This window comes from Pseudomonas sp. P1.31 (assembly GCF_001269815.1).
Classification (GTDB): domain Bacteria; phylum Pseudomonadota; class Gammaproteobacteria; order Pseudomonadales; family Pseudomonadaceae; genus Aquipseudomonas; species Aquipseudomonas rustica.
On record NZ_LHVN01000032.1, the window covers coordinates 447,920 to 470,592 of the forward strand.

General features: G+C 53.6%; 23 protein-coding genes and 1 pseudogene. 17 read left to right on the forward strand and 7 right to left on the reverse strand.

The annotated features are described in order from the left end of the window. Nucleotides 1–25: 25 nt before the first annotated feature. Both AD669_RS20795 and AD669_RS20800 read right to left on the reverse strand, forming a co-directional pair. Nucleotides 26–757: a GntR family transcriptional regulator gene (locus tag AD669_RS20795; protein ID WP_053123177.1), complete on the reverse strand. Its 732-nt coding sequence runs from the start codon at nt 755–757 to the stop codon at nt 26–28. A 133-nt stretch (nt 758–890) separates the two neighbouring features. Further along, on the reverse strand, nt 891–2,114 hold the full coding sequence (locus AD669_RS20800; protein ID WP_053123322.1) for a LysR family transcriptional regulator: 1,224 nt from the start codon (nt 2,112–2,114) through the stop codon (nt 891–893). Nucleotides 2,115–2,268: 154 nt separating this feature from the next. Here AD669_RS20800 and galB point away from each other — a divergent pair, with 154 nt between their 5' ends. The 8 genes from galB (at nt 2,269) to AD669_RS20840 (ending at nt 10,311) form a co-directional block, all read left to right on the forward strand. After that, nucleotides 2,269–3,003 (forward strand): 4-oxalmesaconate hydratase, encoded by a 735-nt coding sequence (gene galB, locus AD669_RS20805; protein WP_053123179.1) that lies wholly within the window; start codon nt 2,269–2,271, stop codon nt 3,001–3,003. Next, a complete protein-coding gene (locus AD669_RS20810; RefSeq protein ID WP_053123180.1) occupies nt 3,000–3,716 on the forward strand; it encodes a 4-carboxy-4-hydroxy-2-oxoadipate aldolase/oxaloacetate decarboxylase in 717 nt (238 codons plus the stop codon). Before galB ends, AD669_RS20810 begins: the two co-directional genes overlap by 4 nt. Nucleotides 3,717–3,721: 5 nt before the next feature. Continuing rightward, nucleotides 3,722–4,810 (forward strand): 4-oxalomesaconate tautomerase, encoded by a 1,089-nt coding sequence (locus AD669_RS20815; protein ID WP_053123182.1) that lies wholly within the window; start codon nt 3,722–3,724, stop codon nt 4,808–4,810. Beyond that, entirely contained in the window at nt 4,810–5,733 is a 924-nt protein-coding gene (locus AD669_RS20820; RefSeq protein WP_053123184.1) for an NAD(P)-dependent oxidoreductase, read from the forward strand. Before AD669_RS20815 ends, AD669_RS20820 begins: the two co-directional genes overlap by 1 nt. A gap of 26 nt (nt 5,734–5,759) precedes the next feature. Then, on the forward strand, nt 5,760–6,644 hold the full coding sequence (locus AD669_RS20825; protein WP_053123186.1) for a LysR family transcriptional regulator: 885 nt from the start codon (nt 5,760–5,762) through the stop codon (nt 6,642–6,644). Nucleotides 6,645–6,759: 115 nt separating this feature from the next. Then, nucleotides 6,760–7,623: an amidohydrolase gene (locus AD669_RS20830; protein ID WP_053123188.1), complete on the forward strand. Its 864-nt coding sequence runs from the start codon at nt 6,760–6,762 to the stop codon at nt 7,621–7,623. A gap of 54 nt (nt 7,624–7,677) precedes the next feature. Further along, a complete protein-coding gene (locus tag AD669_RS20835) occupies nt 7,678–8,991 on the forward strand; it encodes a dicarboxylate/amino acid:cation symporter (protein ID WP_053123190.1) in 1,314 nt (437 codons plus the stop codon). 90 nt (nt 8,992–9,081) lie between these two features. After that, complete coding sequence (locus AD669_RS20840; protein WP_053123191.1) at nt 9,082–10,311, forward strand: OprD family porin; 1,230 nt, start codon at nt 9,082–9,084, stop codon at nt 10,309–10,311. Between the two features lie 215 nt (nt 10,312–10,526). Here AD669_RS20840 and AD669_RS20845 read toward each other — a convergent pair whose 3' ends face one another. Together AD669_RS20845 and AD669_RS20850 are read right to left on the reverse strand one after the other, a co-directional pair. Beyond that, on the reverse strand, nt 10,527–10,892 hold the full coding sequence (locus AD669_RS20845; RefSeq protein WP_053123193.1) for a histone-like nucleoid-structuring protein, MvaT/MvaU family: 366 nt from the start codon (nt 10,890–10,892) through the stop codon (nt 10,527–10,529). Nucleotides 10,893–11,006: 114 nt separating this feature from the next. Continuing rightward, entirely contained in the window at nt 11,007–11,900 is an 894-nt protein-coding gene (locus tag AD669_RS20850; RefSeq protein ID WP_053123195.1) for a LysR family transcriptional regulator, read from the reverse strand. 99 nt (nt 11,901–11,999) lie between these two features. On the opposite strand from AD669_RS20850, the gene AD669_RS20855 reads away from it, so the two are divergent. The 6 genes from AD669_RS20855 to AD669_RS20880 all read left to right on the forward strand — a co-directional run bounded on the left by AD669_RS20855 (nt 12,000) and on the right by AD669_RS20880 (nt 18,116). Next, complete coding sequence (locus AD669_RS20855) at nt 12,000–13,169, forward strand: mandelate racemase/muconate lactonizing enzyme family protein (protein WP_053123197.1); 1,170 nt, start codon at nt 12,000–12,002, stop codon at nt 13,167–13,169. A gap of 102 nt (nt 13,170–13,271) precedes the next feature. After that, entirely contained in the window at nt 13,272–14,579 is a 1,308-nt protein-coding gene (dctA, locus tag AD669_RS20860) for a C4-dicarboxylate transporter DctA (protein ID WP_053123199.1), read from the forward strand. Between the two features lie 119 nt (nt 14,580–14,698). Further along, nucleotides 14,699–15,571: an oxaloacetate decarboxylase gene (locus AD669_RS20865; RefSeq protein ID WP_053123201.1), complete on the forward strand. Its 873-nt coding sequence runs from the start codon at nt 14,699–14,701 to the stop codon at nt 15,569–15,571. Between the two features lie 26 nt (nt 15,572–15,597). Next, nucleotides 15,598–16,584, forward strand: coding sequence for a D-glycerate dehydrogenase (locus AD669_RS20870; protein ID WP_053123203.1), 987 nt, complete (start codon nt 15,598–15,600; stop codon nt 16,582–16,584). Nucleotides 16,585–16,761: 177 nt separating this feature from the next. Next, nucleotides 16,762–17,193 (forward strand): MarR family winged helix-turn-helix transcriptional regulator, encoded by a 432-nt coding sequence (locus AD669_RS20875; protein WP_053123205.1) that lies wholly within the window; start codon nt 16,762–16,764, stop codon nt 17,191–17,193. Nucleotides 17,194–17,381: 188 nt separating this feature from the next. After that, nucleotides 17,382–18,116, forward strand: a complete 735-nt coding sequence (locus AD669_RS20880) for an NADPH-dependent F420 reductase (protein WP_053123207.1) — start codon at nt 17,382–17,384, stop codon at nt 18,114–18,116. 112 nt (nt 18,117–18,228) lie between these two features. On the opposite strand, the gene AD669_RS20885 is transcribed toward AD669_RS20880, so the two are convergent. Beyond that, on the reverse strand, nt 18,229–18,684 hold the full coding sequence (locus AD669_RS20885; protein WP_053123324.1) for a helix-turn-helix domain-containing protein: 456 nt from the start codon (nt 18,682–18,684) through the stop codon (nt 18,229–18,231). 161 nt (nt 18,685–18,845) lie between these two features. Here AD669_RS20885 and AD669_RS29090 point away from each other — a divergent pair, with 161 nt between their 5' ends. The 3 genes and pseudogenes from AD669_RS29090 (at nt 18,846) to AD669_RS20900 (ending at nt 20,146) form a co-directional block, all read left to right on the forward strand. Further along, complete coding sequence (locus AD669_RS29090) at nt 18,846–19,241, forward strand: hypothetical protein (RefSeq protein WP_053123208.1); 396 nt, start codon at nt 18,846–18,848, stop codon at nt 19,239–19,241. A gap of 42 nt (nt 19,242–19,283) precedes the next feature. Beyond that, nucleotides 19,284–19,754 carry a hypothetical protein gene (locus tag AD669_RS20895; RefSeq protein ID WP_053123210.1) on the forward strand — a complete coding sequence of 157 codons (471 nt, stop codon included), beginning with the start codon at nt 19,284–19,286 and terminating at the stop codon, nt 19,752–19,754. Nucleotides 19,755–19,756: 2 nt separating this feature from the next. Next, nucleotides 19,757–20,146 (forward strand): annotated as a pseudogene (locus AD669_RS20900) (hypothetical protein). Between the two features lie 152 nt (nt 20,147–20,298). Here the strand turns inward: AD669_RS20900 and AD669_RS20905 are convergent. Then, nucleotides 20,299–21,039, reverse strand: a complete 741-nt coding sequence (locus AD669_RS20905) for a phosphatidylserine/phosphatidylglycerophosphate/cardiolipin synthase family protein (RefSeq protein WP_053123212.1) — start codon at nt 21,037–21,039, stop codon at nt 20,299–20,301. Nucleotides 21,040–21,197: 158 nt separating this feature from the next. Next, nucleotides 21,198–22,664, reverse strand: a complete 1,467-nt coding sequence (locus tag AD669_RS28910) for a YecA family protein (protein WP_053123214.1) — start codon at nt 22,662–22,664, stop codon at nt 21,198–21,200. Nucleotides 22,665–22,673 lie beyond the last annotated feature (9 nt).

Here is a 22,673-nt window from a genome sequence, read left to right on the forward strand (position 1 = left end):
TGACGATCCGCTACCCTGGCACGGGTTAGCGAATATCCACGCTGTAACGGAAGTGCTCGGCATGCCCACGAGAACGACGCCACTCCAGCGGCGTGCCGGCGTAATCACGCGCCAGCCTCTCGATCACCACCACCGGGCTGTTGATCGGGAGTTGCAGTAATCGCGCGTGCACGTCATTCACCGATTCAGCAGTAAGCGTTTCTTCGGCCGAGGCGACGACCTGACCGCAGACCTCTTCGTAGATCGGATACAACAGCGGCCCTTCGCGACTCAGGTCGATCTCCAATAGCGGTTGAAAGCGGTTGCGCGGCAACCAGATTTCTTCGGCGAGCACCGGCTGAACATCGAGCAGACGCACACGAACAATGCGAATCACCGGCGCGTCGAGTGGCAGCCCCAACGCCTGGGCTACCGCCGAGGGCGCGGACACCGGCTCTATGGACAGGATGCGACTCTCCGGCACCTGGCGTTCGCCGGCAGCGGTTTGAAAACGGAAGAAACGGAACAGCGACGATTGAAACTGAGGACGGCGAATGAAAGTTCCTCGGCCTTGCTGACGCTCCAGAATGCCCTCACTGACCAATGCGTCGACTGCTTTGCGGACGGTGCCAGTGGACAGTTGGTACTCCGCTGAAAGCGCCGCTTCGGTGGGAATGGCCTCTCCCGGGCGCCAGCGATTGTTGGCGATTTGCTCAGCCAAGTGGTCACGCAGGCGTTGATAAAGCGGCAGGCGAACATCACTGGATAGAGAATTCATCGACTTTATTCACCTTGTTATCTAGTCATCTATATGAATATTGAATCGAGTATTTGCCCAGACAGCTTGGCTGTCAATAAGAGTTAAGGCACTTTGCTGACGAATGGTGGCGCCAAGCCGCAGCCAATCTGCGTCAGGTCGACTGTATCATTCTCGTCGCTGTCTCCCCTACCACCTCCCGAATCTTGTCCATCAACGCCTGCGCAGCCGGTGATTGAAGCGCTCCCGTCCTTGAGATAAAACCAATTGGCCGCGTGGTATGGCTTAGGGAAAGCGGCAGCTGAACAAGATCACCGCTGAGCATTTCGTACTCCAACTGGTGTGCTGAAACAGCGGCGAGCATGTCTGAGCGAAGCAACACACCGCGCAAAATTGCGAGGTCGCCCGTTTCAATCACGGGGCTGGGTGCGGCGATACCGATGTGAAAAAAAAATGCTTCCAGCAGTTGTCGCGCCGGGGAACCGGCACGAGGCAGGATCCAGCGGGCGGCACTCAAGTCTTCATAGACTGGCTTCCGTTTCAACCAAGGGTGGTCGTGGCGTACAAGGATCGCCATTTCTTCCTGCAGCAACGCCTCGCCATGCAGGTCGCTGGCGTAGGCCGACGGACGTAGAGCGCCCAGCACAAAATCCACATCGCCTGCGCGCAGTTCGCTGGCCAACAAGTCGAACGGACTTTCGTTGGTGACGATTCGTACATGAGGGTGTTCCAGGGTCAGGCGCACTATGGCTTCAGGCAATATCCCCGTGCGCCCAAGAGGCAGGGCCCCTACATGCACGACGCCTTGAAGGGAACCACCCTGCGCAGCGATGTCCGCATCGATGTGACGCAGCTCATTCAGGGCTCGGCGTACCCGCACCAACATTGCCAGGCATAGACGAGTCGGCAGCAAGCCGTGGGGGGTGCGTTCAAACAGGCTGCAGCCGCTACCCTGCTCAAGTATTTTGATAGCGGCGCTGATCGCTGGCTGGGTGACCTCCAGGATGCTGGCGGTCGTTTGCATATGGTGGGTTTCGCAGAGCTTCGCAAACGCTTCCAGCCGCCTGGTCTGAAATAAGTAAAGCGGCTCGGCGGCCTGACCCAACGCCTGCCCGAATAAAGGCGGTAAGGCGAGCAACTCATCCATGGCCCGACGAGCCCGAGGCAGTGCTCTCTCACCATAATCGGTCAGACGCATACCATTGACGTTGCGTTCAAACAACGCCACGCCGAGGCGCTTCTCCAAGGACAGGATGGCGCGAGTCACAACGGGCTGAGCCCGGAAAAGCACGGCGGAGGCCCTAGATACACTGCCGTGTTCGACAACACGAAGGAATGCTCGAACCTGCATCAGATTGGGCAACTCAGGACTTTGCATATTCAACTGTCGGCTTTTTAGGAACTGACCGTACAGCATGCAGAACCCATCCCGATAAGTAAAACGCATACCTCCTTCCGCCAAACGCATTATTCATCACTCACCTCAAATGCGAATGTGGGCTCTATCAAACAGCCGCAAGAAGAGCCCTCCCATGATCAATAAAACAAAAACTGCACTTGTAGTCAGCGCCCACTCTGCCGATTTCGTCTGGCGCGCAGGTGGTGCCATCGCCCTGCACGCCCAACAAGGTCACGCCGTTCACATCGTGTGCCTTTCCTACGGAGAAAGAGGTGAGTCGGCCAAGCTCTGGCGCAAAGGCGAGATGTCTGAAGACAAGGTCAAAACCGCGCGTCGCAGCGAGGCTGAAGACGCAGCGGAGATCCTTGGCGCGAGCGTGGAATTCTTCGACATCGGTGATTACCCGATGCGTGCCGACAAAGAGACGCTGTTCCGCCTGGCCGATGTGTTTCGTCGAGTACAGCCGGAGTTCGTCCTCAGCCACTCGATTAAAGATCCGTACAACTACGATCACCCGTTAGCGATGAACCTGACCCAGGAAGCGCGCATCATCGCCCAAGCTGAGGGCTACAAGCCTGGCGAAAAAATTGTGGGTGCCCCTCCCGTTTACAGCTTCGAACCCCATCAGCCTGAGCAATGCGAATGGCGCCCGGATGTACTGTTGGATATCACCGAGGTCTGGGACAAGAAATACGCCGCCATCCAGTGCATGGCAGGCCAAGAGCATCTTTGGGAATACTACACACGCGTCGCACTGCAACGCGGCGTTCAGGCAAAGCGCAATGTGGGTATCGCCTCCACCCGCAACATCGTTTATGCCGAGGGCTATCAAAGCATCTTCCCACGGGTGACGGAGAACCTGGCATGAGCACACTGATCGGAAAAACCGGCATTGTCGTGCGCAACATCCCGCGTGCTGACGCGGCGTTGATCGACGAACTGGATCGCCTTGGCGTGGCTACCGTGCATGAAGCGCAAGGGCGTAAAGGTCTGTTGAATTCTGCCATTCGTCCCATTCAGCAGAACCAGAGCATCAGCGGAACGGCGGTGACCGTGCTGGTCGCGCCGGGCGACAACTGGATGTTTCACGTGGCAGTCGAACAATGCCAACCGGACGACATCCTCGTGGTCGCGACATCGTCGCCCTGCACCGATGGCTACTTCGGCGACTTACTCGCCACCTCGTTGATGGCCCGAGGGGTACGCGCCCTGATTATTGACGCGGGGGTACGCGATACCCGAACGCTGAGGGACATGGGCTTCAAGGTATGGTCGCGGGCGGTTCATGCCCAAGGCACCGTCAAGGAAACGCTGGGTTCAGTCAACGTGCCCATCATCTGCGCTGGCCAGTTGGTCGAGCCCGGGGATGTCGTAGTCGCTGACGATGACGGCGTGGTCATTGTTCGCCGCGAAGAACTACCCGGCGTGTTTGAAACAAGCCGAAAACGCGCTCGCATCGAAGAGGAGAAACGCGTTCGCCTGGCTGCTGGCGAGTTGGGCCTCGATATCTACGAGATGCGTCAAAAGCTTATCGACCGGGGCCTCACTTATTACGACAGCCTCACTGACGTGCAAGGATGACTTTCATGCGCCAGACCCGAATTCCGTGTCTTATGATGCGTGGAGGAACATCCAAGGGCGCTTACTTTCTGGCCGACGACCTGCCGCCCGAAGGCAAGCTGCGTGATCAAGTATTACTGGCCGTTATGGGATCACCCGATGCGCGCCAGATAGATGGCATCGGTGGTGCGAACTCGCTGACCAGTAAAGTCGCCATTATCAGTCGTTCAAATCGCCCAGACGCTGATGTCGATTATCTGTTTGCTCAGGTTTCAGTCGAACACGCTCAAGTGGATTACGGCCAGAATTGTGGAAACATCCTCGCAGGTGTCGGCCCCTTTTCACTTGAGCGGGAGCTGATCAGCGCAGACGAATCGCTGACGACCGTGCGGATTTTCATGATGAATACTGGCCAGATTGCTGTGGCTAACGTTCCTACACCAGGTCGCATCGTCGAGTACGCTGGTGATACCCGCATTGATGGCGTTCCGGGCACCAGCGCTCCATTGATTGTCGAGTTCGAAGACATTGCCGGCTCCAGTTGCGGAGCGCTCTTGCCTACCGGAAATGCCATTGACCGCTTCGATGGCATTGAAGTGACGTGTATCGACAATGGTATGCCTGTAGTGCTGATCAGGGCTACTGATGTGGGGTGCACGGGCGATGAAACCCCTGCGCAACTGGACGCCAACATCGACCTCAAAGCGTTGTTGGAATCGATCCGGCTGCAGGCTGGCCCCTTGATGAATCTTGGGGATGTCCGCGAGCGCACGGTACCGAAAATGTCTCTGATAGCAGCACCCCGCAATGGAGGCGCAATTTGCAGTCGTACCTTCATTCCTCACCGCTGTCACACATCGATTGGGGTGTTCGGCGCTGTCAGTGTCGCCTCGGCCTGCCAGGTTAAAGGGACAGTAGCGAGCAGTTTGGCCCAAGTGGACACGGGTGAACGAATACGGCTGTCTGTCGAGCATCCAACCGGAGAGTTTACGGTCGAGCTGCGTTTGAGTGACGGTCAGTTATCCGGTTGCGGGCTGGTACGCACGACACGTTTATTGTTCGAAGGCAACGTGCTCATTCCTGGGGATGTCTGGCAAAACACGGTGAAACCCTAATGAGCACTACCTTTTCTCTGATCGGATTCGGCGAAGCAGGTGCCATTCTGGGCCAGGATCTTGCCGCGCTGGACGTGAAGATCTTCGCCTATGATCGACTCCTTGAAGACCCCACCAAACGAGCAGCACTGCAGGAGCGCGCTCTCAGGTGTGGCGTTCAGCTATGCGAGAGTGCGGCTCAAGCAATAGCGCTTGGCGAGTGGATCATTTCAGCAGTCACAGCGGATAACGCACTCGAGGTCGCACTGAACGCGGCGCCACTGATGAGGCGTGGTCAACTGTTCATCGATATCAACTCCGTCGCCCCCTCTACTAAGCGTGCGGCAGCTACAGCGATGCAACAGTATGGCGTTGATTACATCGATGCGGCAGTCATGGCGCCGGTTCCACCACAACGCTTGAAAACACCGATTCTGTTAGGTGGCCAACACGCTAACCTGGTTGCCGAACGATTAAGTGGGCTCGGAATGAACGTGCGGGTAGTGGCTGAGGTGATTGGCGTAGCGTCGGCGATTAAGATGTGTCGGAGCATCATGATCAAAGGCCTGGAAGCACTAACCACCGAATGCTTGAGCACCGCTCGCCAATACCATGCTGAAGACGAGGTGCTGGCATCATTGCACCAGAGTTTTCCGCAGATGGGTTGGGATGGTGCACTCCCCAACTACTTGATAAGCCGCGTAGCAGAGCACGGTCGGCGTCGTTCAGAGGAAATGAAGGAAGTGGCAAAAACCGCTCGCGATGTTGACGTTGTTCCTAACATGAGCCAAGCCATCGTCAGCGCTCAGCTAGGGCTTGTCGATGCCATGCTTGATGCCGATATTGATTACCCAAACCTTGAGCCATTCGACTGGTTAAACCTGATAGACACGTTGTATGGCAGTCCAATTGCTCGGGAAAGCACTATAGAGGAAAAGCGGTAACATAGCCTTTTCCCAGAGTCGCACTCATGGATCTAAAACAGCTCGAATGTTTCGTCAGGGTGGCCGAGTTCGGAAGCTTCACCAAAGCTGCCGCTGTACTGAACATTTCTCAATCGGTCGTCAGCCGCCAAGTCAGGCAGCTTGAGGTCGAACTGCAGGAGCATCTGCTACTGCGAAATGGCCGGGGGGTCTTGCTGACCACTTCCGGGCAACGCTTGTTCGATCATGGCAAAGGCATCTTGCGACAGGTGCAAGTGGCTCGTGAAGATCTGCGCGAACAACGCGATACATTGTCTGGCAAAGTCGTCATCGGACTCCCCCCTAGTATTTCCCGACGTCACACCGTGGCCCTGGTCTCTACCTTTCGTGAGCGTTTTCCCAACTGCATATTAGGGATCAAGGAAGGTCTCACACATTCGATGCGTGAATGGTTGCTGCTGGGTCGCCTGGATTTTGCTTTGCTCTTCAATCCCGGTCACAGCGCACAACTACAATATGAGCACATCCACTCAGAGCCGCTGATGCTCATCGGTAGCCAGCACTCTAATCTCTCCTCCCAGGTAGCCATGAAAGACTTGGGGCACTACCCCTTGATCACTCCTAGCGAACCTCACTCCATACGCCGTCTCATCGAAAGTGAAGCGTCTCGGCATGACGTGCATCTGAACGTTTGTCTGGAGATCGATAGCATCCCGTCCCTACTGGAACTCATCAATCTAGACATGGGATACGGCGTACTTTTTCGCTCGGCCTTGGCAAATTCCGACGGAAAAATGGAAGGTTTGAAAGCTGCCCAAATCGTTGACCCATCGATTCAGACACACCTATTTATAGCCACATATGAGCAGCGTCCGCTGTCTCGTCTGGCAGAACAGACAATGCTATTGGTTCGCGAGATCTGCATAGCCTGAAGATATGCATGCAAAATGAGCATAACTGCTAGAGCCTGCATCCGGTTGTTGTAGTGCGTAGAGACGGCCACCATCGGGGCTATCGCTTCCACTAACAATGACTAAAGGACACGAGATGAAAACCTGCCTCGCACCTGACTCTAATCCTACAAAACCCACGCAGATACTTCCTGTGGGTGCTTGGGATGCTCACTGCCATGTATTTGGCCCTGCGGCTGAATTTCCTTATGCCGAAGATCGTAGCTACACACCACCTGACGCTCCCTTTGAAACTTTGCGGTCATTGCACGACCACTTGGGGTTCACTCGAGGTGTGATTGTTCAGGCCAGCTGCCACGGCAGTGATAATCGCGCAATGCTGGATGCTATCGCGCGAAGTGAAGGTAGGTATCGAGGCGTAGCAATCGTTGATGGTAGTGAAACCGACGAGCAACTTGCTGAGATGGATGCTGGCGGCGTTCGCGGCGTGCGATTCAACTTCGTTGCACATCTTGGTGGCGCGCCAGATCTGGACGTCTTTGACAGCACTGTGGATCGACTTGCTGATTTGGGATGGCATGTCGTCCTGCACCTTGATGCACAAGACATTCTTACCTATGCGGACAGACTGAGCCGTATACCCGTACCTTTCATCATCGATCATATGGGTAGGGTTAAAGCTCAGGATGGCATTGAGCAGCAGTCCTTCCTTGCGTTACAGCAACTGATGGAAAACCCGCTGGCGTGGGTGAAGGTATGTGGCGCAGAGCGAGTATCAGCGGGCCGCCGACCATTCAATGATGCCACTCCTTTCGCAGAGAGACTGATTGAGATTGCTCCAGATCGCGTCCTCTGGGGCACTGATTGGCCGCATCCGAACATCAGTAAAGACATGCCCAACGACGGCGAGTTGGTTGATCTGATGTTCGACTTCTGTACCGATCCTCTGCTTCGTCGAAAACTGCTGATCGATAACCCGATGAAGCTTTACGGACGCTAGCCGCTACAACCTTTGCTGCGCCTCCAAAAATAAGACTTTCAGTGAGTGACCGCTATGAACTCCAGTCCTGCACCTGCTCAGGTCGAAGTATCCATTCCCATCAAGGTGAAGACCAAGCCACCCTTCTATCGCGCAATGTACTTTCAAGTGCTCCTGGGAATTATCGCAGGCGTCGCCGTCGGCCACTTCTGGCCCACCTTTGCCGCCGATCTCAAACCACTGGGCGATGCCTTCATCAAGCTGATCAAGATGATCATCGGGCCCGTGGTTTTTTGCACCGTCGTCACTGGCATCGCAGGGATGCGCGATCTGAAAAAGGTGGGGCGAGTCGGTGGGAAAGCGCTGCTCTACTTCGAAGTCATTTCGACCGTTTCTCTGCTGATTGGTCTTATCGGCGGTCACCTGTTCAATCCAGGAGCGGGCTTCAACATTGACGTCAATACGCTGGACGCGTCTGCGGTCACCGGGTTCGCTGAGAAGGCTCAGCACATGCACATGGTCGAATTTCTGATGGGGATCATTCCCTCGACGTTTGTGCAGGCCTTTGCCGAAGGTAACGTGCTTTGCATATTGCTGGTCTCCGTGCTCTTCGGGTGCGCCCTGTCAGCCATGGGAGAAAAAGGCAAACCGGTTTACGACATGATCGAAGGTCTATCCGGCGTGTTCTTTCGCATCGTGCACATCATCGCCAAGCTCTCCGCCATCGGTGCATTCGGCGCCATCGCTTTCACCGTCGGTACTTACGGTGTAGGCGCACTCCTCCCTCTCATGAAACTGGTAGGCAGCTTCTACATCCTGTGTGCGTTGTTCGTGATTGTGGTGCTGGGTGGAGTCGCGAAAATTTGCGGATTCAGCATCCTGCGCTTTATCTCTTATATCAAAGAGGAGTTGTTGGTCGTACTAGGTACCAGTTCGTCGGAGGTGGTACTGCCTCAGATCATGGAAAAAATGGAACGACTGGGCTGCTCAAAACCCGTCGTCGGGCTGGTAATTCCCACGGGCTATTCCTTCAACCTCGACGGTACCAACATCTATCTGACCATGTCGGTGCTATTCATCGCTCAAGCCCTAAACATCGATCTGTCACTTTCGCAGCAACTCACATTAGTCATCGTGGCCATGCTCACTTCTAAAGGCGCGAGCGGCGTGTCCGGTGCAGCCTTTGTCATGTTGACCAGCACCTTAATGGTGGTGCCGCTTGTACCTGTGGCTGGCATGGTACTGATTCTAGGCATCCACCGCTTCATGGGTACCGGACTTGCCATGACTAACCTAGTGGGCAACGGTGTCGCCGCGCTAGTCGTGTCCGCGTGGGAAAAAGAACTGGATCGCGACAAGCTCGCCCTGGAACTTGGCACCAAGCAGTAACACCCCAGCTCCACCCATCACAATATATCTAAAAAGTCTCTGTTCGGTGTTGTACCGAACAGCGGCTTCCTGCGTCAGGAAATAATAAAAATGAACCGCGCCTCATATATTGCTCTGCTCGCGTCAGTGTTTATGTCCATCGACATGTCCATGGCCGATGGGTTTATAACGGACAGTAAAATTCGTCTGGAAGCCCGAAACTTCTATTACAACGGAGATTTCCGCCAAGGGACAGGCGTATCCAAAAGGGAAGAATGGGCCCAAAGCTTTTTGCTCAACTACGAGTCGGGATACACACCGGGAATCATCGGCTTCGGCGCCGACGCGATGGTGTTTGCAGGTTACAAACTGGATTCGAGCCCGGATCGTTCCGGAAGTGGCCTGCTTCCAAAGCGGGCTTCCGGAGAGGCCGCTGATGAATACTCAAAAGCGGGATATGGCGCCAAACTCAGGATATCTCACACATCACTGCGCTATGGTATGTCATTGCCAAAGGTTCCAGTGCTTCAGTACAACAACAGCCGATTGCTTCCTCAGACGTTCCAAGGTTGGCAGATCAACTCTACCGACGTGGATCGCCTGACTCTGAACTTGGCTCAATTCGACAAGACGATTACACCGGACTCTACCGACCTTCAGGACATCTCCCTGGCAGTGAAAGACGGTCGCTACCGTGCAACGGGCGTCGGCGACAACTACCGATATGGCGGTGGGACATACAAGCTAACGTCACAGTTGAGTGCAACGTACTTCTATGGCGAGCTTGATGACGTATACCGTCAGCAGTTCGCTGGATTGATACACAACACGCGTATCGGCAAAGGCATGTTGACCACTGATCTGCGCACCTTTTCAAGTCGTGACGTCGGCGCAGCCAAAGCAGGAGAAGTTGATAACCGCGCCTATGCTGCCGCGCTCGGCTACGTCTTGGACAATGGGCATAGCGTCATGGCGACCTACCAAGTCATGGGCGGTGCTACGGGTTTTCCTTACATCAATAACCCCTACCTACCCAACTACGTTCAATACCACGACTTCGGAAGCGCAGGCGAACGTAGCTGGCAGCTACGGTATGGTTACGACTTCGCAGCCATGGGTATTCCAGGTTTGAGCTTTTTCACTGCGTATATCCGGGGGGATGGTCTGAAGACGGTCGGTGCCGAGAAAGAGTGGGAGCGTGATGTGGACGTAAACTACGCCTTCCAGGGGTCGTTGAGGGGGTTTTCTGTGCGACTACGGAACGCAACCTATCGAAGTGACGCCGCCAGAGATATTGACGAGACACGCTTGATCGCAAGCTACTTGTTCACGTCCTTCTAAACAGCAATTGAGCGACATTGGAAGAAACCCTTTTGATGCGTAACACCCTCACAAACGCCTCCTGGATTAACTTCAGCGGTGCGACCCACTTTCGATGACCGATAGACTACTTCCTTGTCATTAGCTGCATTTTGATCGCAGTCCGCAGCCAAGAGATACTCTATTCTCTAACCAAAAAAGGGCCCTCGAAGGGCCCTTTTGTATTCAAAGCAAAATCACTTGGCCAGCCAGGACTCAACGGTCGCGGAGCCGTGCTCTGCTTTCCAATCTTTCAACGTCTTGTGGTTGCCACCTTTGGTTTCTACGACTTCGCCGGTATGCGGATTTTTATAAACCTTCAACTGGCGAGGCTTGCGACTACCGGTTTTGGACTCGGCGGCTGGAGCGCGACGACCTGCTTGCGGATCAAGAAGATTGACCACGTCCTTAAGGCTATAGCCGTATTTTGCGAGCAAATCGCGCAGCTTAGTTTCGAATTCGATTTCTTTCTTAAGGCCAGCGTCGCCCTTGAGGGCTTCAAGTGCTTGAAGTTGTTCGGCGAGATGTTTTTCGAGTTGGCGGAATTCGGCAAGTTTGGACATGAAATTCTCGATGTGATTTGTATGAGAAGGTTATGTCAAAATCATACCCTGAATTTACATGGATGAATTAATTGCACCCGCTATTTGCCTCGCCGGGCGTATCAACGCAACGTGTCATAAGGAACGCGGCTTATCGTTTCCTACTCGGGCCCAGAATTCTTCAGCTGACGGGCTAATGGGGGCAGTTGGACGAGTGAGGTGAATTTCTAGAGGAATATCCCAACTTTCGTCGAGCGCCCGAACCAGACGTCCATCAGTCATCTCCTGCTCCGTCAGGCTCTTAGGTAACCAGGCGACCCCCTTGCTCTCCAATGCCATAGACATCAGAACGGCAGCAAGATGGCTGCTGAAAAGAGGCTTGAGATGAAGATAGTCTTCTTTGCCATGGAGTCGGTGAGCGACTATTCGGCCAAGGCCCGATTCGTGCGTGTAGGCCAAGTAAGGCAGTGTTTCAGGGGATGTGCCGAAATTGGCAGAGGGGCTCGCCAGTGGAACGAGTACATCCTCACCAATCTTCTTTCCAGTGAACTGATCAGGGGCTAGCAAAGGCGGCACATCTGGGTGCCGGTGGCAAAGCAGAAACTCAACCTGACCATGAATTAGCATCTGTTCGCAAACAGCCATGCTGTCGGAATGCAGACGTACCGCATCTATCGGTGCGCCATTTTCCGCGCTTCTCAACCATCTTGGGAAGAAGGTGAATGATAAGGAATGAGTGGCTGCAAATTGCAGTGTTTTTGCGGCCATCCCTGCCACTTCCTGAGCATCAGACCGCATCCGGTACAAACGTCTGGCGGCCTCTTGAGCGCTTGGCAAAATCTGTCTTCCAGCCTCGGTTAAGGTCGCTCCTTGTGGGGTGCGTACGAACAATTCGACCCCCATCCAATTCTCCAAAGAACGGACTCTGCGACTGAAGGCAGGCTGAGTTACGTGGCGTGCTTCAGCCGCCCGAACAAAGCTGCCGTATTCCGCAAGCGCTGAAAAATCCTCAAGCCAAACGAGTTCCAAGGGCAATGCCTCCTGTGCATAGGGCGCGGCATTAATAGCATTGGGCGGGTTTCCACGCAAAGCATAACGTGGGGCCACAAACAACAAGAGGAACCCGTCATGCGTATCGTAGACATCCGTGAAAAAACTGTTTCTATTGCCTCCCCAATTGCCAACGCCTATATCGATTTCTCCAAAATGACCTGCTCGGTCGTAGCCGTTATCACGGACGTGATTCGCGATGGTAAACCTGTCATCGGCTACGGTTTCAACTCCAACGGTCGTTATGGTCAAGGCGCTCTGATGCGTGATCGCTTCCTGGCGCGTATCACCGAAGCTGATCCAGATACGCTCGTCGACCACGAAAACAACAATCTGGATCCGTTTGCCATCTGGAAAGCCCTGATGACCAACGAAAAACCTGGTGGTCACGGTGAGCGTTCAGTAGCAGTTGGCACTATCGACATGGCTGTATGGGATGCCGTCGCCAAGATCGAAGGCAAACCTCTCTATCGTCTGCTGGCTGATCGTTACCGTAACGGCGTGGCCGATGACAAAGTCTGGGTCTATGCAGCAGGTGGCTACTACTACCCAGGTAAAGACCAGACCAAACTCAAGGCAGAAATGCAGAGCTACCTGGATCGTGGCTACGACGTTGTCAAAATGAAGATCGGTGCGGTGCCACTGGACGAAGATATCCGTCGCATCGAAGCAGTGCTCGAAGTAGTTGGGGACGGTCGTCGACTGGCGGTCGATGCCAACGGACGCTTCGATCTTCAGACCGGTATTGCTTACGCGGAAGCCATCAAGAAGTACAACCTCTTCTGGTACGAGGAGATCGGCGACCCGCTCGATTACGCACTTCAGGCTGAGCTTGCCAATCACTATGAACTGCCCATGGCGACCGGGGAAAACCTGTTTTCCCACCAGGACGCTCGTAACTTGCTGCGTCACGGCGGCATGCGTCCGGATCGCGACTTCCTCCAGTTCGACTGTGCGCTGTCGTACGGGCTCGTGGAGTACATGCGCACCTTGAAAGTGATGGAAGAGATGGGCTGGTCTTCCCGCCGCGTAGTACCGCACGGCGGTCACCAGATGTCCCTGAACATCGCAGCCGGTCTGCACCTCGGCGGCAACGAATCTTACCCTGACGTGTTCCAGCCTTTCGGCGGCTTCGCCGACGGAATCAAGGTGGAAAATGGTTATGTCGGCCTGCCAGATATTCCAGGTGTTGGCTTCGAAGCCAAGTCCGCCTTGTACGCAGTTATGCGCGAGCTAGGCGAAGGCTGATCAACCTCGATCTGCGGTTTCTTTTAAAGAGACCGCAGACTCAGGCGTCATCCGTTGACGCCAAACCACATGCCCATCACAAAAATAAAATGAGGTGCTTCCGTGGAAATTTCCAAGTCCCGCTGGTACAGCCAGCTATATGTGCAGGTGCTGATCGGCATCGTCATCGGCGCTGCGATTGGTCACTTTGAACCACAATTTGGAGCCAAGCTTCAACCTTTTGCCGATGGCTTTATCAAACTCATCAAAATGCTCTTGGCGCCCATTATTTTCGGTACCGTCGTGGTTGGTATCGCCAAGATGGGCAGCATCAAGGAGGTTGGGCGGATCGGTGTCAAGGCGCTGCTCTACTTTGAAATCCTTTCAACCATTGCGCTAGTCATCGGCCTTATTGTGGTCAACATCGCAAAGCCAGGCGCCGGGATGAATATCAACGCTACCACGCTTGATTCCAGCGCTATCGCCAAGTACAGCCAAGCCGCCACGGAACAGGGCGGCACTATCGATTTCTTTCTCAACATCATCCCGAGCACCTTCATTGGCGCATTCTCGAATGGCGTCATGCTTCAGGTCATTCTGATTTCGGTATTGATGGGCGTTGCCCTTGTCCAGATGGGCGAAACCAGCAAACCGCTGATCAATACCATCGACTTGTTTCTGCAAGGGCTTTTCAAGATCGTGGCAATGGTGATGCGCCTTGCTCCCCTTGGTGCCGGCGCCGGGATGGCTTTCACTATAGGCAAGTACGGCATTGGTACCTTGCTGTCGCTCGGCCAGTTGCTGGTCGCGCTCTACATCACCACCTTGATTTTCATCGTGGTAGTGCTGGGTACGGTTGCCAGATGGTCGGGCATGCCGCTGATGCAATTTCTTCGTTATTTCAAAGATGAAATTCTCATCACGCTTGGCACCTGCTCAACCGAAGCCGTGCTTCCGCGAATGATGGTGAAACTTGAAAAGCTGGGGTGCAAGAAGTCAGTGGTAGGCATGGTGCTACCCACTGGATATGCCTTCAATGCAGATGGCACCTGCATTTACCTCACCATGGCGGCGATTTTTATCGCACAGGCAACCAATACGCCACTGACGTTTATGGATCAGATGATTCTGTTGGGCGTCTTCCTGCTGACCTCAAAAGGCTCCGCTGGCGTCGCAGGTGCCGGGTTCATAACCCTTGCGGCAACGCTAACAACCATCCACTCCATTCCTCTGGTGGGCCTCGTCTTGCTACTGGGCATTGACCGATTCCTGAACGAAGCACGGGCCGTGACCAACCTGATTGGTAACGGCATCGGCACCATCGCCATTGCCAAGTGGGACAACTCGTTCGATGTCGAGGCCTGCGAGCGTGAAATCGCCGCTATGAAACACGAAAAAGCGGCCAGGAAGGCATTGCTCGCGCAGAAATAATCTGCAAAGGGAGCCGGTCATCTCGCCTTAGAAAAGGTTGTGACCGGTAGTGCCTTCCAGGTTTCGTTCAAATCGAATGAGACCAACAAATTACTTGTAAGAATTTGATGGAGCCAAAAATGATTGAGCGATCACATCATGAACTGCGCAAGGCGTTTGGTGATTTACTCCAGGGAACCGTCTGCAAATTTGCTGCTTCTGTATTCGACCCGATCTCGGTTCGTATGGCTTCCGACCTTGGCTTTGAGGTCGCCATTCAAGGTGGTTCCGTCGCCTCGCTTCAGGTACTCGGGGCGCCGGACATCGCACTGCTTACGCTGGATGAGTATGTCGAGCAGGTTTCCAGAGTCGGACGGGCCAGCCAAATCCCAATCATTGGTGACGCTGACCATGGATTCGGAAACGCGCTGAATGTAATGCGAACAGTGACCGAGCTGCAGAAAGCCGGTGTCGCTGCCCTAACCCTAGAAGACACCCACCTCCCGGCCAAGTACGACGAGCAGTCGCATGTGCTTATCGAGAGGGAAGAAGCCGCGAGCAAGATTTACGCTGCGCGGTTTGCCCGTTCAGATGATGCGCTCAGCATCATCGCCCGAACGAATGTGGCCGTTACTACCTTGGAAGATTCCATTGCACGCACTACGTCCTATGAAAAAGCCGGGGCCGACGCGATTTGCCTCGTCGGAGTAAAAGATTTCCAACACTTGGAAGCACTCACAGCACACCTCAGCGTGCCGATCATGCTGATCAATTATGGAAATCCTGCTCTGAGCGATGTTGGGAAACTGAGTGCAGCCAACGTGCGGATTGTGGTCAATGGGCATGCACCCTATCTGTCCGCAATCAAAGCGACTTACGAGGCGCTGCGCGAACAGAGCGGCACAGAGGGGAGCGAGTTATCCCTCCCTGAGCTGCTTTCTAAATACACGCTCTCGGACAATTACCGAGAGTGGGCAAAGACCTATTTGAAGTCTGAACACGATTCGAATTGAGTTTGAAAAAGGTGCCATAAAGCGTCATGAAAAAGACAATCCTGGCCTTCAGCCGCGTCTCACCCACGCTGCTTGAGCCTTACAAAGATACGTACAACATCATCGTCATGCGTCCAGAGCTTGGTGACATGGATGCTCAGTTCGAAGATGCCATTCCCAGCGCTCATGGATTGATCGGCGGGAATCGGCGCCTAGGTGAAGCTGAGCTCTCATCGGCTAAAAACCTTGAGATCATTTCGAGCATATCGGTTGGCTACGACAACTATGACCTCAGCTATCTCAATGGCCGAGGGATCATGTTGACCAACACGCCAGATGTCTTGAATGAAACCACCGCTGATCTGGCTTTCGCCCTGATCCTGGCCACAGCGAGACGCATCCCTGAGCTTGATGCTTGGACGAAAGCCGGCGATTGGACAAAGACCATCGAAGCATCCCACTTTGGATGCGATGTGCATGGAAAGACCTTGGGCATTATTGGTTTAGGCAAAATTGGAGAGGCCATCGCACGCAGAGGGCGTTTCGGTTTTGGTATGAACATCCTCTACAGCGGCAACAATCGTAAACCGCAACTTGAGAAAGAACTCGGTGCGCAGTTCGTCCCGCAGGAGAAGCTTTTAAGCGAGTCTCATTTTGTCTGTCCGGTCGTGCCGTTGACGGACGGCACGAGAAACCTCATCGGACGTAAGGAGCTAGCGTTGATGGGCCCGGAGAGTATTTTGATTAACGTTTCTCGCGGCCCTGTGGTTGATCAGGACGCACTCCTTCAAGCGCTTGAGGAGAAAACGATACGAGCAGCGGGTTTAGATGTTTATGTGAAAGAACCGCTTGTGAGTTCAGGTCTTTTCAAATTGAAGAATGTTGTCACTGTGCCTCATATCGGCTCTGCAACAAGCGATACACGCAATGCGATGGCACTGCGTGCACTGGAAAATTTGCTTACGGGTCTCGAAGGACGGCAACCGAGAGACCTCGTGAATACTCACGAGCTAGGACACAGATGGACGCAGTGACGCCAAGGACGCTGGCCGCGCGGTCGTCGCACAGATTTGTCTTTTCTGGAAATCATTTATCAATCTCCCGCGTAGTGGTACCTCATCCGAAAACTACTACTAGCCTCGGTAGAGGTTGACACAAGGGGGCTCTACACATACTTTATGTAGCACACTATACAATAGTAGACTACACATATGGATTCGGCATCACGCAGCGTGGCTACAGAACTGTCCTTTGCGCTCAACGCAGCTGCGAACCGGATGGTTCGATTACACAAACCGTTTCTCGAACCGCTTGGCCTCACCTTCTCGCAGTACCTGGTCACGCTGGAGCTTTTGAACGGTTCGCCTCTTTCTGTGAGCGATTTATGTGATCGCCTCGACATGGAGACCGGCACGCTTACGCCACTACTGAAGAGGCTTGAAGCTGCTGGAGTGATTACACGCACACGTGATTCCTCCGATGAACGACGAGTGCTTATTGATCTCACAGAGCGCAGCCGTGCCATGGAGGATGAGCTTCGCAGCATCACCGACAAGATCAGAACTGCGTGCAAGCTCACGACGGAAGATCTTGAGGAGCTTCGGTGCACGCTTGAGGGCTTGGCGCGACCGCCTACCACCTAGTACCTCCACCAGAAGCGGCTAGCAAAGACATAGCTTTATCAGCGGATTGGCAGTTGCAGATTAGACACAAGCACACAGAGCCGCGATGCGCTTGTAGAAGAGTTAGCGAAGGGGAACGCCTTGCCGTGAAGCTCCCCGCGCTGATCCACATGTCATGCACACCTAAGCTCCAAAAATGAGGAATCTCTATGAACATCGGAATTATCGGCGCAGGTAACATTGGCGCTACCCTTGCCCGCAAGCTCGCGGCGTGCGGCCACGAAGTTAAACTAGCAAACTCGAAGGGCCCGCAAAGCATTCAGAACCTTGCCAATGAAATTGGCGCAAGAGCGGTTACTAAAGAAGAGGCGGTGTCGGAGGTAGACGTAGTTATCCTCTCGATCCCCTTCGCAAGCTACCCTGATCTCAAACAGACCTTGAGCAATGTGCCGGAGACAACCGTCATCATTGACACGTCCAATTACTATCCGGGACGCGACGGGGCAATCAAGGAAGTTGACGACGGGATGCCTGAGAGCGTCTGGGTCGTCGGGCAGATCGGCCACCCGGTCGTAAAGGCATGGAATGCAGTCCTTGCTGCGACCCTTGCCGACAAAGGTCAACCAGCCGGTTCTTTAGCACGCATAGCCATTCCCGTAGCTGGGGGAGATACCAGGGCTGAAACAATCGCGCAGGATCTTGTTGAGGATACGGGCTTTATAGCGCTTGCCTCAGGCCCCCTTGAAGACTCGTGGCGCCAGCAACCAGGTACACCTGCTTACTGCACTGAGCTGACCTTGCCGGAACTCAAATTGGCATTGAAAGCGGCAGACAAGGCACGTGCGCCTCAAAACCGCGACGCACTGATCGCTACGTTCATGACTCCCGGGAGTCAGTTTACTCACGAGCAAATTGTTGCCTCCAATCGGGCTATGACGGCCTGACTTTTCGGATTAGGTGGGATCTGAATCTAGTGTCCCACCCTTATTGATCGCGTAGCTACCGGCGAGTGTTCTAGACCGGGCCCATGTCATAACGAGCCCGCGTACGTTCTGATCAATCATCAAGGTGCCAAAGTCGCCCAACAGTGCTTGTCGGCAATTCCAACTGTCGGGAAACTTCCTTTTGAGTAAGCCCCTTCTCCCTCAGCTTGCGTATCGCCTTCAGCTTTTCGTCCGCTGCAAGTTTTCTTGGCGGAATGAGCTGTTGAGGTTCGCCTGGGAGCTCATCGTCTAAAACTCCCAGTCGCTCCAATTCTGCGAGCGTTTCATTCAATGCTGCGCGCGCAGTCTTTCCTTCATGGGCGGCAGCCACCAGTGTGAAAAACGACAATGGCTTTACGCCCAGAGCCTGAGCGAGGTCGGCACTGAGGTCGACGCTGGCAGATCTACTTGATGCTTCCAATCTGCTGATGTGAGCTTGGTCGGTCTGGGTTTGAAGCTCTGCTTGCGATAAGCCCCGCCTCATTCTTAGCCACTGCAATGTTGCTGCGTATGCCTTGCGCAAAGACATCCAGGCAGTCCTCTCCAAAAAGAAGACGGTATGCAGGGTTTGATCGATCCCATTCAAATGTATATAGTCATTGTCGTGGGATTTTTGGCTGTATCATCGAATAATTAATGCGTTCGGCGCACCCGAAACTTTTGTTAGCGCCATGTGAGGATCATCAATTTATGGGTAATTGTCCTGAGCATGAGTTGCTCCAGGAAGGCCGGATATCCTCCGCAGGCACGTCGCTATCTCACGCCGAGGTAGAGGCATTAGTGGCCGAGCGCTTCCCTGGCAAGGCGTATTGCACCGTAGAGGATTGGCTCATCCTCCACGTGGACGAACCGGCTGAATCGCTTGCCCGAGTGCGAGCAACAGGCCTTGAGCCAATGTTCATGTATGCCCACTGCGTTATCTATGACGGGCATGGACGGTTTCCGCCAGGAGGCTGGGTGCGCTCGACCCTATGCAAATCATTCGATGGCGTTTGCCTGTTCGAGACGCGAAATACGGTCTACGTACTGGTGGGTCAGGGACGCGAAATGACTGCGTCACTGAAGACAATATTCGGCTTATGTTAATCGCAGGTGCGCTATGCGGGCTTGCTCCATACGAGATAAATGATGTTCCGGATTTGCATGCAAGACCAAGCTGGCCCTGTTGGAATGTTCGGCGACGGCCTCGCTCATTTTCACGCGATGTCACGAACCCTCGCGACCCATTGGTATCACGTGAGCCTCAAGCGCCGGCATGAGGGACGGTTCGTAGCTTATGAAGAGATGCTGAACGATGAGCCTCGCTTGGTGGAGCTGCTGATCTCCCAGGACGAGAGCTTGGTCATTCAAGACGTCCAGGTCGTCACCCCGGCATGGATGAACAAAGGGTCAGGCTGGAAGATGGAAAAGTTGGAATCACTGTCCATGGGGTTCAACCAGGCAGAAGTGCCGATCTGTGTCCTGCAGGTCGAGAGTGGTGATGTGTACGTCAATACCCATCAACGCGACCTGAATGTTGATGCCTTGATTGGGATCAGGGAGCTATATCGGCGCAGTGCTGCAACCGCCGGCGTATCCTCAGCGTCGGATGCGGTGTAGCCATGGATGACATCAATACCGTCGCGGTCGATTTACGCGAAAAGCGCTATTCGGACTTCGATCTCCTTCGCATCGCCAAAGCAGTGAGTCAAGACTACGAAGGGCTGGTCACGGCCTAAATGGTGAATGTCCATATTCATGCGTGCAGTGCTGTTGGTGTGGTGTTCGGTCACATTTGCCCTGGGCCGTACCAACGATTTGCAGATGGAAGGCTGATTCGGACATCGGACATTCAGTCCGTTACGAAGGAAGGTAGGTTTTGGGTGATCAACACGGTCAACTCGAAGTACGTCGTTGCGACGTTCAGGCGGGACGTCGGGCGCCATAGCTTGCGAGAGTTCATGCGTATTGCGGGTGATCGGTATATCCGGACGCCAGGTCGGCTCCAATGATGCTTGCATCATTGTGATTTGCGCTTGCTCCTCTCAGGTGAGGAATTTCTGGCCTCGGGCTGACGCGCTCAGCTATCAACAGCGAACTTGAACTATATCAAGCACCACATCCGGCCCTTGCAGACCAGATTGCTGCCATCAGGATTGGTGACCTAAGTGAGTGCTGGTGCGGCAAACCATAGTTGGTCGTAAGCTGCGACTTTCAAGGCTGCTGTTTCCTGGTCAACCCTGACCAAGGCGGTTGGGGATCGGACAGCGAGGGCGTTGAATGATTGTCCGATGCTCCACACAGTGACGCCATCTACAATAATTAGTCGGTCATGCAACGTCCGTGCTGGGGCAAGGCGGATTTCAAGTGGCCGATTGGTCGAGAACTGGGCAACCCATCGCTGCATCGCCGGCGCAAGCCCCGGTTTCACTCCCTGAGCGTCAGCTAGGATTTGTATCGATATTCCCTCTCGCGCCTGAAGCACGTACTCATCCAAAAGATTTACGTCCGCATATGGATCGATGATGAAAATGGACTGACTCGCGTCCCCGAAAGCCCGAGCTACTGCGCTCAGGGCAGTGTACGGCTCACCTGTGGGTATAAACCCATTTCTTGACGTGGCGGGAGCCCGCATTTCAGCGCGGGCAAGCGCTTGATACAGAATTGCCGTCATGCGTTGCACTGCAGAATCATGCCCTGGCACGTAAGCATTGCTAGACAGCCCTTGGGCCGTAGTTTTGAAGTTTATCGCATCTGCCATATCGCCAGCGGCTTCCACCAACGCCGAGGCCCGGCCTAGCCACTGCTGTCCCGTTGGACTGTTCCAGCCATGATTTCGCAGGTCTGGCATCTCGGTGATGATTTGGCCGAGCTGGACATACAAAGCTTCAGGAGTCATGGGCATCGGATTTAGTCCTTAGGAAGTTCGCGGTTATCGAAACAATTAGGTGACTTCGCTGAGTGTAGGCAGAACGCTAAGGCTTGGAGGTAGGACGTGACGAAACTCAGTGCCTAATGCTCATCCCTTCCTGACTAAGTTAAGCCGACAATAGTGTCCCATACTCAGTGCATTCCTGATGTCAAACAGCATTTTTTGTATTTTCTGTTAGAGCCGCAAGGGCATGGATCGTTTCGGCCTATATTTTTTGGCTGACCTGAAGCTTTTACTCGCTTCTCCGAAACGCTATCCAAGATCTTGTAGGTCTTCATTATTTTCTGCGCTGCCACCCGCTCTTCGCTTTTAAGTGCAACTGACGCGTCAATAGCTAGTATGGTTTCCGATCCGCCAGGCCTGCCCTTAGTATCAGCGCCTAATATCAATATCTCTTTCGCCTTTTGGAATTTATAGCGGGCCACATGGGCATATAACTGCATGCATGCTGTTCGATCTTGCCTGTACTCTTCGTAAGATTTATATTGGTCAGTCCATGGAAAGAACACGAATACATACATTCGACCGGGATTACTCAAAGACTGCATTGACCGAGAAGAGCGAATACCTTTCGGCACGCTATCAAATTTTTCGAAAAGCGTAGCCGCTAGGACACTACTTGAGTGGACGTTCTCGGAAGCCAGGACTTGAACGGCGTTTGAGTGAGTTAGAAATGGTAGATCATTTCTCTCACCGACGCGCGCGTCAGTAATGCAGTCAGCAAAACGAGCTGTGATTTCATTCCAAAGTCTTGCTTTTACCTTATGCTGATGGCGAAGCGCGTAAATCACCGTCTGCCTGTAATCCCTCCATTCGCCTTCAGAAATGGCAAAGAAATTGCCTTTATTTTCAGGTGGGTTTTGGATATCTCCAAAGCCGTGACCACCGTCCTCTTGTAAATAATATCCCAAAGTCTCCTCTTCACCAGCACTAAACAATAATTTTTGCTCTCGGATGGCCTTCTCTTTCACTTCCAGATAATGAATAAAATCTGCTGGTGTCGCCAATTCTTCGAGCAAAAGGGTTATGCCGCTTTCATCAAGAACGTGAACAAATGTTTTTTCTTGGTCTACGTCTCCTACAAAAAAAGGTTTTTCAAGAAGTAATTTCTCAGGAACCTGATAGTAGTATGCCAATGTGCCACGGCTGCCCGGCTGAATAGAGTCGAAGAATCGTTTTGCATGCTCGCCGATCCCACGGGTGATCGCGACTAAGTGAATCTTCAAGTGTGGATTGGTCAGGTCGAATGGGAATGGATCTTTCAGTTTACTATTGAGGAAGATCTTTTCAGGGTGGTTTCTTACAAAGCTCTCAGCGCCGTGAAGTTGCTTGGCAGACTCTTTTACCGCTCCCCTGTACCATCGGCTCCATGCGAGATCAATTTCATTGTGCGCCTGGAACTTCACGTGCCCTTTATCAGAAAAAAGAATTAAAGTGTTATTAAAATACACTGTAAGGTCGGTGAGTTCTTTTCCTTTTCCCACTGACCTGAAAAGGCTGGGGTAGCACCATAAACTAAAGAAAGTGTTTGTGGCGATTGATGAAAGAATCCTTTCGCTTTCGTTAACGCTTGGCTCTTTTTGGATAGGCTTTAGCATCTATTCTTC

What these genes read in the sequence shown, in the direction of transcription:
- AD669_RS20875 (WP_053123205.1), top strand. Translation starts at nt 16,762, where the DNA reads ATGGATTCGGCATCACGCAGCGTGGCTACAGAACTGTCCTTTGCGCTC.
- AD669_RS20855 (WP_053123197.1), top strand. Translation starts at nt 12,000, where the DNA reads ATGCGTATCGTAGACATCCGTGAAAAAACTGTTTCTATTGCCTCCCCA.
- AD669_RS29090 (WP_053123208.1), top strand. Translation starts at nt 18,846, where the DNA reads ATGGGTAATTGTCCTGAGCATGAGTTGCTCCAGGAAGGCCGGATATCC.
- AD669_RS20810 (WP_053123180.1), top strand. Translation starts at nt 3,000, where the DNA reads ATGAGCACACTGATCGGAAAAACCGGCATTGTCGTGCGCAACATCCCG.
- AD669_RS20895 (WP_053123210.1), top strand. Translation starts at nt 19,284, where the DNA reads ATGTTCCGGATTTGCATGCAAGACCAAGCTGGCCCTGTTGGAATGTTC.
- AD669_RS20820 (WP_053123184.1), top strand. Translation starts at nt 4,810, where the DNA reads ATGAGCACTACCTTTTCTCTGATCGGATTCGGCGAAGCAGGTGCCATT.
- AD669_RS20830 (WP_053123188.1), top strand. Translation starts at nt 6,760, where the DNA reads ATGAAAACCTGCCTCGCACCTGACTCTAATCCTACAAAACCCACGCAG.
- AD669_RS20800 (WP_053123322.1), bottom strand. Translation starts at nt 2,114, where the DNA reads ATGCAAAGTCCTGAGTTGCCCAATCTGATGCAGGTTCGAGCATTCCTT.
- AD669_RS20870 (WP_053123203.1), top strand. Translation starts at nt 15,598, where the DNA reads ATGAAAAAGACAATCCTGGCCTTCAGCCGCGTCTCACCCACGCTGCTT.
- AD669_RS20905 (WP_053123212.1), bottom strand. Translation starts at nt 21,039, where the DNA reads ATGCCCATGACTCCTGAAGCTTTGTATGTCCAGCTCGGCCAAATCATC.
- AD669_RS20880 (WP_053123207.1), top strand. Translation starts at nt 17,382, where the DNA reads ATGAACATCGGAATTATCGGCGCAGGTAACATTGGCGCTACCCTTGCC.
- AD669_RS20795 (WP_053123177.1), bottom strand. Translation starts at nt 757, where the DNA reads ATGAATTCTCTATCCAGTGATGTTCGCCTGCCGCTTTATCAACGCCTG.
- AD669_RS20835 (WP_053123190.1), top strand. Translation starts at nt 7,678, where the DNA reads ATGAACTCCAGTCCTGCACCTGCTCAGGTCGAAGTATCCATTCCCATC.
- AD669_RS20865 (WP_053123201.1), top strand. Translation starts at nt 14,699, where the DNA reads ATGATTGAGCGATCACATCATGAACTGCGCAAGGCGTTTGGTGATTTA.
- AD669_RS28910 (WP_053123214.1), bottom strand. Translation starts at nt 22,664, where the DNA reads ATGCTAAAGCCTATCCAAAAAGAGCCAAGCGTTAACGAAAGCGAAAGG.
- AD669_RS20885 (WP_053123324.1), bottom strand. Translation starts at nt 18,684, where the DNA reads ATGTCTTTGCGCAAGGCATACGCAGCAACATTGCAGTGGCTAAGAATG.
- galB (WP_053123179.1), top strand. Translation starts at nt 2,269, where the DNA reads ATGATCAATAAAACAAAAACTGCACTTGTAGTCAGCGCCCACTCTGCC.
- AD669_RS20840 (WP_053123191.1), top strand. Translation starts at nt 9,082, where the DNA reads ATGAACCGCGCCTCATATATTGCTCTGCTCGCGTCAGTGTTTATGTCC.
- AD669_RS20825 (WP_053123186.1), top strand. Translation starts at nt 5,760, where the DNA reads ATGGATCTAAAACAGCTCGAATGTTTCGTCAGGGTGGCCGAGTTCGGA.
- AD669_RS20845 (WP_053123193.1), bottom strand. Translation starts at nt 10,892, where the DNA reads ATGTCCAAACTTGCCGAATTCCGCCAACTCGAAAAACATCTCGCCGAA.
- AD669_RS20815 (WP_053123182.1), top strand. Translation starts at nt 3,722, where the DNA reads ATGCGCCAGACCCGAATTCCGTGTCTTATGATGCGTGGAGGAACATCC.